The organism is Pedobacter ginsengiterrae, assembly GCF_039537385.1.
GTDB lineage: Bacteria > Bacteroidota > Bacteroidia > Sphingobacteriales > Sphingobacteriaceae > Pedobacter > Pedobacter ginsengiterrae.
The window spans coordinates 396,877-407,887 of the sequence record NZ_BAABAK010000020.1; the positions used below are offsets into that span (position 1 = coordinate 396,877).

Here is an 11,011-nt window from a genome sequence, read left to right on the forward strand (position 1 = left end):
TGTTAATATTACCGTAGTTAAACAATACCATGAACACACAACAAATAATTACAGATATTGTAACCTTATTTACAGGGATTTTTCTTTCGCTTTTAGCTATTTATTATGTGCTGAAGAATGATATTCAGCGATTTTTTAACCTGAAAACAATTGAATTGGATAAAGAAAGCAGAGCCCATATTTTACCTCTTCGGTTACAGGCGCATGAGCGTTTAATTATTTTCGTTGATAGAATTAATCCTGCAAATCTATTGGTTCGTCTTCACCAGCAAGGCATTGGTATTTCTACTTTACAAGCAGGTATTTTAAATGAGGTGCGTTCAGAATATCAGCATAACATTACACAACAGCTTTATGTTGGTAGCGTTACCTGGAATGTGGTTCGCAAATTAAAAGATGATACAATTGCAATGATAAATAATGCGGTACAAGGTTTACCTGCCGATGCGAATGGTATTGAACTTAGTAAAGCAATTTTGCAACATATGGCAAGTATTGATGAAAATCCATATGATTTAACTATTGAGTTAATTAAAAAAGATATTGAAAAACTGTTTTAATCAAGTGTTAAAATTGGTTAATTGTTTTAACTGTTTAATCATAACCACGCAAACTGAGTTAACTAATAAATTCTTGAACAGTTAACCAACCAGACACTTTATCAGTTAACCAAGCATAACCAAATATGAGCGATAAGAAATATACGACCACATCGGGCATCGAAATAAAAGAACTCTACATTTCTTCGAAGCCGATGGATGAAAAACCTGGCGAATATCCCTTTACCAGGGGGATTCAGAAGGATATGTATCGCGGACGTTTATGGACAATGAGGCAGTACGCAGGTTTTTCAACCGCCGAAGAATCGAATAAACGTTATCATTATTTATTAGGTCAGGGTACAACGGGCTTATCGGTTGCTTTTGATTTGCCCACTCAAATTGGTTACGATTCCGATCATGAAATGGCCGACGGTGAAGTAGGAAAGGTTGGTGTCGCCATCGATTCGCTAAAGGATATCGAGATTCTGTTTGATGGCATTGAGCTTAAAAATATTACCACTTCGATGACCATCAACGCTACGGCATCGATTTTACTAGCCATGTATATTGCTTTGGCTAAAAAACAAGGAGCAGATTTAAAGCAAATTTCGGGAACCATACAAAACGACATACTTAAGGAGTACGCGGCCAGAGGGACATATATTTATCCACCTAAGCAGTCGATGCGGCTAATTACTGATATTTTCGAATTCTGTAGTAAAGAGGTGCCTAAATGGAATACGATATCCATTTCGGGTTATCATATTCGGGAGGCAGGTTCAACCGCAGTGCAAGAACTGGCTTTTACTTTAGCTAATGGTAAAACTTATTTAAGGGCCGCTATCGATAAAGGTTTAGATATAAATGTTTTCGCTAAGCGATTATCCTTCTTCTTTAATTGCCACAACAACTTTTTCGAAGAAATAGCAAAATTTAGAGCCGCAAGGCGGATGTGGGCAAAAATAACCAGGGAACTTGGTGCAACAGATGAAAAAGCGCAAATGCTTCGTTTTCACACGCAAACTGGCGGTTCTACATTAACTGCGCAACAGCCTTTAAATAATGTAATACGCGTAACCAATCAGGCTATGGCGGCTGTTTTAGGTGGTACCCAATCGTTGCACACCAATGGTTACGATGAGGCATTATCGCTCCCAACCGAAGCTGCCGCAAAAATTGCCCTTCGTACCCAACAAATTATTGGTTTCGAGAGCGGAGTTACGGATACTGTAGATCCGCTTGCGGGTTCTTTTTTTGTAGAAAACCTAACCGATGAAGTTGAAGTAGCTGCCTGGGCTTATATTGATAAGATTGATGCTATGGGTGGTTCTGTAAATGCAATTGAAAGCGATTACATGCAGCAGGAAATTGCGGCTTCGGCTTATGCCTATCAAAATGAAATAGAAGATGGAACCCGCATTTCTGTTGGCGTAAATAAGTTTACTCAAAAGGAAGAAGGCCTTACCGAGGTTTTTAATATCGATGATTCTATTCGCAAATTACAAACCGATAAGCTTGAAAAACTAAAAGCCGAAAGAAACAACATTGCGGTAAAGGAAGCGTTAGATTTAATACAGGTTTCGGCCATGGGTAATTTGAATTTAATGCCACTTATCATTGATGCTGTTGAAAAGTACGCAACCCTTGGGGAAATTGCCGATGCATTGAGAAATAGCTTTGGTGAATACTAAATTTGTAATACGCTAAATTAATCATTCTTGTTAAGCCTTTTGACCAGAAAAGGGGAAATAGCACCACGGTGTTTTGTGTAATAAACGGGATGGCCGCGATAGCTTTTTATTTGTGTTGCTGCAACCCCTTTGGTTTCAGTGGGTTTTAGGTTACAGCAAATAAAAACTAAAGCAAACAGCCCGATTAACAAAGATAGTGGCTTGGAATTTGCTTTTCTGTGTCTGATTTGCAATTAAGGGGTAAAAGGATTAAGAAATCAGTTTTAATGTGGAAAACCAATGTTAATAAATAGTTATCCACATTAAAAATTCAGGTTAAGGAGGGTAGTTTCCTGCTTATGAATATGTTACGAAATATTTGAGATTTTTGTTTCAAATGTTGATAATTTTCTCAATATTCGTAGTCCCGAAACGGACCATCCCGTAAATTCGAATCGGCACTGAAAACCAATAAATTATAGAAATCGCAATGGAAAAAACTTGTACAGAAGTGTGGAAGAACTGTCTTCAAATTATTAAGGATAACATCCCGAACCAAAGTTTTAAAACCTGGTTCGAGCCAATAACAGCCCTTAAATTGGAAGGTAAGGTTTTAACCATTCAGGTACCGAGTTTGTTCTTTTACGAATGGCTTGAAGAGCACTATGTAGGCTTACTACGTAAAACAGTAAAAAAACAACTTGGAGAGGATGGCAGGTTGGAATACAATATCGTTGTAGACAAATCGTCGAATAGCGGTAATCCTTACACCACAAACATGCCTTCGAACGGAAACGGGGCAGAAGCTAAGGTGCAATCCATGCCAATTCCGGTATCGATAAATAAGGATATTAAAAATCCGTTTATCATTCCTGGACTAAAAAAATTAAACGTAGATCCACAATTAAACTCTAATTATACTTTCGAAAATTACATCGAAGGAGATTGCAATCGTTTGGCTCGCTCGGCAGGTTACGCTGTTGCTGCTAAACCAGGTGGTACATCTTTCAACCCTTTGATGATTTATGGCGGAGTAGGTTTAGGTAAAACACACCTTGCACAAGCAATTGGTAATGAGATTAAGCGCAGCATGCCTGATAAGCTTGTTATTTATGTTAGCTGTGAGAAGTTTTGCCAGCAATTTGTAGACTCGTTAAAGAACAACACAATTAACGATTTCGTTAATTTCTATCAGGCAATGGATGTAATCATCATGGATGATGTACACAACTTTGCTGGTAAAGAAAAAACTCAGGATATTTTCTTCCATATTTTTAACCACTTACACCAATCGGGCAAACAGGTTATTTTAACCTCTGATAAAGCACCGAAAGATTTAGCTGGTTTGGAAGAACGTTTATTAAGTCGTTTTAAATGGGGCTTATCTGCAGATTTGCAAATCCCTGATTTGGAAACCCGTATTGCCATTTTAAGAAAGAAAATGTATGCCGATGGTATTGAATTGCCAGGTGAAGTTGTTGAATACGTTGCGCATAATATTGATAACAACGTACGTGAATTAGAGGGTGCAATGGTTTCTTTATTGGCTCAGGCTACTTTGAATAAAAAGGAAATCGATTTGAATCTGGCAAAACAAATGCTGAAGAACTTCATCAAGAATACTTCAAAAGAGATTTCGATGGAATACATTCAGAAGTTGGTTTGCGAATATTTCGAAGTACCAGTTGATATGGTTAAATCGCAAACCCGTAAAAGAGAAATTGTTCAGGCTCGCCAAATTTCGATGTACCTGTCAAAAAGCCATACCAAATCATCACTAAAAACAATTGGTGCTTTCTTTGGTGGCCGCGATCACAGTACGGTAATTTATGCTTGCCAAACGGTAGAAGACTTAATTGATACCGATAAAAAGTTTAAAGCTTACGTTCACGATATCCAGAAAAAACTAAAAATGAGTTAATTTAAGGCGAAAGCCATTAAACTCATCACAAACAAAAGAGGCCTGATTTAATAAAAATCAGGCCTCTTTTATTTAATTAACCCTCTGAAATACTTAGCAGATAAAATCTTTATTGCAAATCTGTACTCTCTAAATACTTAGATGCCCTAAGCTTTCTTAGATGGTAAAAATCTTTTATTGCAAAGTTTGTACTACAAATACTTAGATGCCCTAAGCTTTCTTAGCTGGTAAAATCTTTTACAGTAAATTTAACCTTTATCGATTTCCGCCAAACCATAAAGTAATGCAGCAACGTGAAGAGCCTGGGCAATTTTATTATCCTTTAAAAATTGTTTAACCTCTTCAACGGTGTATTCCTCTACATTTAGAATTTCATGTTCATCCAGATGTTGCTCATGAGTTTTTACTCCGCCTGTTAAAAAATAAGTATAAGTAATATTATTAGCTGTTGCAGGATTTGGATAAAGCTCGGCAAGCAGTTTACAGGTTTTAAAACTATAGCCAGTTTCTTCAAGTAATTCCCGTTTAATCGCAAACTCAGGTGCTTCATCACCATCAATTACCCCGCCCGGAACTTCTAACGAAATTAGATCTGCTGCATGACGATATTGACGGACCATAATTATTTTTCCCTCCGCTGTTAAGGCAATTGCGTTAACCCAATTCGGATATTCCAAAACATAATAATCATCTTTAATAATTCCATCAGGTAATTTTACTTCATCCACACGAAGGGTTGCCCATTTCTCTCTCACTAAATATTTAGAAGCAACTCTTTGCCACTTTTCTATGTTGATCATAAATCGTTAATTAAATATATTGTTGTATGGTTTTCTGCCGATGCAGGTTGACCAGGTGAACAATTTTGTGTTTGTCGGCCAGCAGATTATAAATTAAATTGAGTTTTGGGGCTATGGCTTTATTTCTTGCATCACTAACACCTAGTTCGTAGTATAAAAATTCACTTAAGGAGTCAAGTTTATCGGCAGGAATATCACTTTCGTTTAGCCACTTTTCAAATGATGAAAGGTTATCCCCATCCAGAATTTCTTTTGGAATAGCAAAACTATTCTGCATGGTATCATTAAAAATAACTTCAGCCTCTGCAAATTTACCTTCCAGTTTTAAACCCATTATTTTGGCTAAAACTTCAGCCAGTTTCTGGATTTCTGCCGTAATCAGATCTTTTCTATACACTTTAACAAAGTTAATTTAAACTATAACATCGGGCTAATATTCTCAAATAACCAAACAACCAATCACCAAACAAGACTACCAGCTTCCACTAGAACCGCCGCCGCCAAAACTTCCTCCACCGAAGCCGCCAAATCCGCCACCGCCCGATGATCCGCCGCCACCCCAGCTACTTCCACCACCAAAACCACTTCCACCTCGGCCACCGCCTCCGCTTCCAAATAGCATAGCCCAGAATAAAGCGTTCGATGCACCACGACTTCCTATAATTTCGCCATTTCCACCGCCACCGCCTTTGCGCATAATAATTATTATAACAATGATGATGATAATGATTACAACTACACTTCCCGAACCTCCCTTTTTAGAAGAAACCCGTGGATTGTCGTTTTTGTACTCACCCTTGGTATATTTTATTATGGAAGTGGTACCCGCATCCAGGCCAGAATAGTAATCGCCAGCCTTAAAAAAGGGTTTAATATCATTTTCAATAATCCTTTTGGCATAAATATCAGGTAAAGCACCCTCTACGCCATAACCAGTTTGAATGGATATTTTTCGATCGCCAACAGCAACAACAATCATAATACCGTTGTTTTTGCCACTTTGACCAACACCCCATTTTCTGCCCAGGCCTACCGCATATTCATTAATATCATAATCGCCAACCGATTTTAAGATCGCTATGGCAATTTGAGTAGAAGAAGAATCATCAAAAGCAACAAGTTTTTGTTCTAGCGCCTGTTTCTGACTTGCAGATAAAACCCCCGAGTAATCATTAACTAGAGTTGAGGGCTTTTCAGGGAAATCTTGCGCAAAGGCAAAAGAAAATAATAAGCTGAAGAGCGATAAAAGGAATAATTTTTTCATCGGTTATTAATTTTCTTTATGATCCATATATACAATGTCATTTGGCAATTCATTTATATCTCCTGGTTGATAAGGAAAAAATAAAGCTAACTTTTCGCCAGCTAAAGAAACACCTGCAATAATACCATCTGCCAGATTACCTTTGGCAAAATGCGCTGTCATGGCCACTTTAGTTGTTTCCCAAAAATCAGCAGGAACAACTTTATTAATCCCGCTATCTCCGATAATGGCAAATTTATGGTCGGCGTGAGCCAAATAAATTAACACCCCATTTCGTTGAGCCGTCTTATCCATATCTAACTTGGAAAAGTATTCAATAGCTTTTTCGTATGGGTCTGATTCGCAACGTTTATCTATAGCAATTCTGATTTCTCCTGAAGTTGCTTGCTCTGCATCTGCAATTGCCTTGGCAATTTTTTCTTGTTCAATATCCGAAAATAACGACATGTCTTTATCTAAATGATGTAAAAAGGGTAACAAATGTTCAACTGAATAAACATCTATTACCCTCAAATGTTATAGTCAGAATATTAAAATTCTACTTTAGGCACATCTTTGGCTGTAGCATCGGCTTCGAAATAACCTTTAGCCTTAAAGCCGAACATGCCAGCCGTTAAGTTATTCGGAAACGATCTGATTTTGCCATTATATTCCTGTACCGCATCGTTAAAATCCTTACGGGCAACCGTAATGCGGTTTTCAGTACTTTCCAATTGTGCCGATAAATCGCTGAATTGTTGAGTTGCTCTCAATTCTGGATAAGCTTCGGTAATGGATAACAATTTACCCAAAGCCTGACTTAACTGACCTTGTGCAGCCTGATATTTTTGAATGTTCTCTGGTGTTAAATCATCCGCTTTAACCGTCATTTGAGTTGCTTTAGCACGAGCCTCCACAACTGCAGTTAAAGTACCCTGCTCAAATTTAGCCGCACCTTTTACTGTGCTCACTAAGTTTGGAATTAAATCTGCCCTTCTTTGATATTGGGTTTGCACGGTTCCCCATTTAGATTTTACATTCTCATCAAGTTTAACCATGCTATTGTACCCGCATGAACTTAAAGTGCTAACTGCAATTACAGCAGCTAAAATTCCAAATACTAATCTTTTCATTTTTATGGTTTTTGTTTTATGTAATCAAATTGAATTAAGGTCAATTTACTAATAAGATTGCAAAATCTGTACCTTTGTTACAATTCGGGATAAAAACCTGACAGATTATGCAAAAAGATATCGAAATTACACTGCTCCCACACGAGGTTGAGCAAACTGAAATTATCAATCAAAAGTTAGCTGACGGTTTAAAACTGCCACACAACCGCATTAAAGGCTACGAAATTTTAAAACGTTCTATTGATGCCCGTTCCAGAAAGGTAATATACCGTGTGCTGATAAAAGTTTTTATTGATGAAGAACCACTGGTCGAAGTTCACACCATAAACTATCAAAATGTCAGTAACGGCAAACCTGTAATTATTATTGGTGCTGGGCCAGCAGGATTATTTGCCGCTTTGCAATGCATCGAAAATGGTTTAAAGCCAATTATTATCGAACGCGGTAAAGATGTAAAACAACGTCGCCGCGATTTGGCCGCTATAAATAAGCAAGGACTTGTGAATACCGAATCCAACTATTGTTACGGTGAAGGTGGAGCAGGAACCTATTCCGATGGGAAATTATATACACGATCTAATAAACGTGGTGATATTAATAAAGTACTCCAGGTTTTTGTAAACCATGGGGCCGAACCCGATATTGCGATTGATGCCCGTCCGCATATTGGTACCAATAAACTTCCGCACATCATTACCTCAATAAAAGATACCATATTAAATGCTGGCGGTGAAGTGATGTTCGATAGCCAGATGACCGATATTTTAATCGAGTTTGGCAAAGTAAAAGGCATCGAAATTAATTTCGAAGATAAATTATACGCAGATGATATTATACTGGCAACAGGTCATTCCGCAAGAGATGTATACGAATTACTCCATCACAAAAATATTTTAATCGAAGCGAAACCCTTCGCCTTAGGCGTTCGGATAGAACATCCGCAAGAAATTATCGATACCGCACAATACCATTGCGATACCCGCTCCGAATTTTTACCCCCAGCTTATTACAGTTTGGTTGAGCAGGTAGGTGCAAGAGGTGTGTTCTCATTTTGCATGTGCCCAGGCGGTATTATCGCACCATGCGCCACGGGCGAAAACGAAATTGTAGTTAATGGCTGGTCGCCTTCCAAAAGAAATAATCCCTTTGCCAATTCAGGTACAGTGGTTCAGGTTACTTTAGATGATGTTCAGGGTTATGATCCGCTACGGATGCTGAACTTTCAGTCTCAAATAGAAAAACTAGCTTTCGAAGCTGGCGGCGGTAATTTAGTTGCACCCGCACAACGAATGATGGATTTTGTAAATAACAAACTTTCGATCGATTTGCCAAAGAATTCTTACTTGCCAGGAACAAAAAGTGTAATGCTCGATAATATTTTACCAGAATTTGTATCCCAAAGTTTAAAATCAGCGCTGCCCTTATTTGGCAAAAAGATAAAAGGTTATTATACAAACGAGGCCATATTAGTGGGTGTAGAAAGCAGAACCTCGTCGCCCGTACGCATTCCGAGAGATAAAGAAACTTACCAGCACCCTCAAGTGCGTGGATTGTATCCATGTGCGGAAGGAGCAGGGTATGCAGGCGGAATTGTTTCGGCCGCTATCGATGGAATTAACTGTGCAAATGCAATCCTTAACGCAAAATAACAAACATTATATGCGCTGAGTTTGTTGTTTGAATATGTTTAGTATTACGAACGAAATCAAAAAAGCTTTTAACGGTGATGCGTGGCATGGCAATCATGTAATGCAAACCCTTAATAACGTTAAGCCCGAAAATGCTTTCAAACATTTTATCCCAAATGCCCATAGCATTGCCGAAATTGCGCTGCATTTAACGTCCTGGACGGAGGAAATATCTTCCAGACTAACTGGTAATGCTGCTGCGGAACCAGAATTGGGCGATTGGCCTAAACCAGGGGAGCAGACGGCCAGGGCCTGGGAGAAAATTATATTCGATTTTAAAATCGCAAACGAAGAGCTAATTCGGATTTGCGAATCAATAAGAGGCGATGAGTGGGAAAATACAATTAAAGATGAAAGAAACCTTGCTTTAGGTACAGGTATAACCAATATCGAACTGGTAAATGGTTTGGTACAACACCATGCCTATCATTCCGGACAAATCGCATTACTTTCCAAATTTTAAACACCATGAAAAAGACATTAATTATAGGCGCTTCGCCAGATCCCTCAAGGTATTCGTACAAAGCCGCACACATGTTAACCCGTTTCAAGCACGAAATTGTTAATGTGGGCATCAAACGCGGCGAAGTTGCAGGCGTAGAAATCGAGAAGCCAGGAACAATTCACGACGACATTGATACAGTTACACTCTATATCGGACCAGCACTACAAGCACAGTATCACGATTACATTCTGGATACCAAGCCGAAACGCGTTATTTTCAACCCAGGTACAGAAAATTATGAACTCGAAAAATTATTAGATCAGCATAATATTGAGCCTATGCGAGCTTGTACTTTAGTCCTTTTAAGTACAGGTCAGTATTAAATTTTAGTAAATCACGTTCCATCGCTCATATTAAAGTTCGTCCCGCCCTCCACTCCAAATCCTCGGTTAGGGTGTGTGCCGATCTCATCGTTACTTCATCCTGCGGGTTTTTCATTAGGGTCGGGTTTAATTCATTCTGGCTAGTATTTCAAAGGCCAGGTTGCACGGTTGTAGATCCTGCAATTCTTATTATATCAAAAAAAGTATTCTGATAACATATGTTCTAATAAGTAGCCGAAAAAATCTCTTGGCTTCAATCCCGCTACCACCTTTTATAGCCATTTAAAACCTTCGCGGATAATTCCCCATTTGTCATCAGGATTTAGCCAGGGTAAACACAGGCTTTATACAGGGTTACTGACCCTGTTGTAACCGAGTCCTGACCGAGTTTACACCCTGTTATCACCCTGTTAACCCTAGCCAAAAAAATCTCTGGTCAACTAAGAAACTTTGCCCGAATACAGCTGTCCCCCTCATCAACTTTAGAATCCTCAACTAATTAACTTCGAAATCCCCTTTAATCGATGTTATTTAATTTTCTAACATTCTCGCGAAACCCTTCTAATATCTGTAAAAACAATAATTTCAACATCTGACATCCACATCTACTATATATACTACTAGTAACACTTCTATATGTCCTATCTATCTATATGGCTAAAACCCGCAATGTGCAAACTAATCCGCCATCAACTTAGATGTCCTAAGACTTCTTAGATGGTTAAAATTAAGACAACAGGGCACAAATTTTCCTGAGTCCTGGTTTTCCAACCGCCCAATCCGCCATCCAGGCCTGCCAAACAACCCAGGTTTAAAAAAGTTTTCATTTTTTCTCCCTGTAAACCATGTACTTGTAAAAAACCATTGGATAAAAGGGTAAAACAATTTGAAATCGTGTTGTTTTTTTCTACTTTTGCATCCCGCTTCGGAAGGAAGGGAAAAGATGTTTGAGGTATTGTAGGGCATGAAAAGGAGCTTAAATTATTTTAAAATAAGCTTTGCAGGAATGCTAAATATTATTACCTTTGCATCCCGCTTCGGAAGGAAGAGGGGAGAAAATGAAAGACTGGGAATAAGGGTTGTTAGCGAGCGATGAGTGATGATGATTAACCTTTAAAGCAAACGAAAAAATAAAAATTATTTTATTTGGAAGTTTAAAAAAGATTCCTACCTTTGCACTCCCAAC

Annotated in this window: 11 protein-coding genes; 6 read left to right on the plus strand and 5 right to left on the minus strand. The window is 38.4% G+C overall.

The genetic code is table 11. The features are described 5' to 3' along the window. The first annotated feature begins 29 nt into the window (after nt 1-29). The 3 genes from ABD692_RS20450 (at nt 30) to dnaA (ending at nt 4,133) form a co-directional block, all read left to right on the plus strand. On the plus strand, nt 30-560 hold the full coding sequence (locus tag ABD692_RS20450) for a DUF7935 family protein (RefSeq protein ID WP_344769959.1): 531 nt from the start codon (nt 30-32) through the stop codon (nt 558-560). 125 nt (nt 561-685) lie between these two features. Beyond that, nucleotides 686-2,233: an acyl-CoA mutase large subunit family protein gene (locus tag ABD692_RS20455; RefSeq protein ID WP_344769961.1), complete on the plus strand. Its 1,548-nt coding sequence runs from the start codon at nt 686-688 to the stop codon at nt 2,231-2,233. A gap of 469 nt (nt 2,234-2,702) precedes the next feature. Further along, entirely contained in the window at nt 2,703-4,133 is a 1,431-nt protein-coding gene (gene dnaA / locus ABD692_RS20460; RefSeq protein WP_109930718.1) for a chromosomal replication initiator protein DnaA, read from the plus strand. Between the two features lie 248 nt (nt 4,134-4,381). On the opposite strand, the gene ABD692_RS20465 is transcribed toward dnaA, so the two are convergent. The 5 genes from ABD692_RS20465 to ABD692_RS20485 all read right to left on the minus strand — a co-directional run bounded on the left by ABD692_RS20465 (nt 4,382) and on the right by ABD692_RS20485 (nt 7,309). Next, entirely contained in the window at nt 4,382-4,933 is a 552-nt protein-coding gene (locus ABD692_RS20465; RefSeq protein WP_316762525.1) for an NUDIX hydrolase, read from the minus strand. Between the two features lie 10 nt (nt 4,934-4,943). After that, on the minus strand, nt 4,944-5,330 hold the full coding sequence (locus ABD692_RS20470) for a hypothetical protein (RefSeq protein ID WP_316762522.1): 387 nt from the start codon (nt 5,328-5,330) through the stop codon (nt 4,944-4,946). A 75-nt stretch (nt 5,331-5,405) separates the two neighbouring features. After that, on the minus strand, nt 5,406-6,197 hold the full coding sequence (locus tag ABD692_RS20475) for a TPM domain-containing protein (protein ID WP_316762519.1): 792 nt from the start codon (nt 6,195-6,197) through the stop codon (nt 5,406-5,408). 6 nt (nt 6,198-6,203) lie between these two features. Further along, nucleotides 6,204-6,644, minus strand: a complete 441-nt coding sequence (locus ABD692_RS20480; protein WP_316762516.1) for a TPM domain-containing protein — start codon at nt 6,642-6,644, stop codon at nt 6,204-6,206. A gap of 83 nt (nt 6,645-6,727) precedes the next feature. Then, nucleotides 6,728-7,309 (minus strand): LemA family protein, encoded by a 582-nt coding sequence (locus tag ABD692_RS20485; RefSeq protein WP_344769967.1) that lies wholly within the window; start codon nt 7,307-7,309, stop codon nt 6,728-6,730. A gap of 107 nt (nt 7,310-7,416) precedes the next feature. Between ABD692_RS20485 and ABD692_RS20490 the strand changes: the two genes are divergently transcribed. The 3 genes from ABD692_RS20490 to ABD692_RS20500 are packed head-to-tail and all read left to right on the plus strand — an operon-like array spanning nt 7,417 to nt 9,825. Then, complete coding sequence (locus ABD692_RS20490) at nt 7,417-8,958, plus strand: NAD(P)/FAD-dependent oxidoreductase (RefSeq protein ID WP_316762510.1); 1,542 nt, start codon at nt 7,417-7,419, stop codon at nt 8,956-8,958. 34 nt (nt 8,959-8,992) lie between these two features. Beyond that, entirely contained in the window at nt 8,993-9,460 is a 468-nt protein-coding gene (locus ABD692_RS20495; RefSeq protein ID WP_344769970.1) for a DinB family protein, read from the plus strand. 5 nt (nt 9,461-9,465) lie between these two features. Beyond that, a complete protein-coding gene (locus ABD692_RS20500) occupies nt 9,466-9,825 on the plus strand; it encodes a CoA-binding protein (RefSeq protein ID WP_316762504.1) in 360 nt (119 codons plus the stop codon). Nucleotides 9,826-11,011 lie beyond the last annotated feature (1,186 nt).

What these genes read in the sequence shown, in the direction of transcription:
- ABD692_RS20495 (WP_344769970.1), top strand. Translation starts at nt 8,993, where the DNA reads ATGTTTAGTATTACGAACGAAATCAAAAAAGCTTTTAACGGTGATGCG.
- ABD692_RS20485 (WP_344769967.1), bottom strand. Translation starts at nt 7,309, where the DNA reads ATGAAAAGATTAGTATTTGGAATTTTAGCTGCTGTAATTGCAGTTAGC.
- ABD692_RS20480 (WP_316762516.1), bottom strand. Translation starts at nt 6,644, where the DNA reads ATGTCGTTATTTTCGGATATTGAACAAGAAAAAATTGCCAAGGCAATT.
- ABD692_RS20475 (WP_316762519.1), bottom strand. Translation starts at nt 6,197, where the DNA reads ATGAAAAAATTATTCCTTTTATCGCTCTTCAGCTTATTATTTTCTTTT.
- ABD692_RS20465 (WP_316762525.1), bottom strand. Translation starts at nt 4,933, where the DNA reads ATGATCAACATAGAAAAGTGGCAAAGAGTTGCTTCTAAATATTTAGTG.
- ABD692_RS20455 (WP_344769961.1), top strand. Translation starts at nt 686, where the DNA reads ATGAGCGATAAGAAATATACGACCACATCGGGCATCGAAATAAAAGAA.
- ABD692_RS20490 (WP_316762510.1), top strand. Translation starts at nt 7,417, where the DNA reads ATGCAAAAAGATATCGAAATTACACTGCTCCCACACGAGGTTGAGCAA.
- dnaA (WP_109930718.1), top strand. Translation starts at nt 2,703, where the DNA reads ATGGAAAAAACTTGTACAGAAGTGTGGAAGAACTGTCTTCAAATTATT.
- ABD692_RS20450 (WP_344769959.1), top strand. Translation starts at nt 30, where the DNA reads ATGAACACACAACAAATAATTACAGATATTGTAACCTTATTTACAGGG.
- ABD692_RS20500 (WP_316762504.1), top strand. Translation starts at nt 9,466, where the DNA reads ATGAAAAAGACATTAATTATAGGCGCTTCGCCAGATCCCTCAAGGTAT.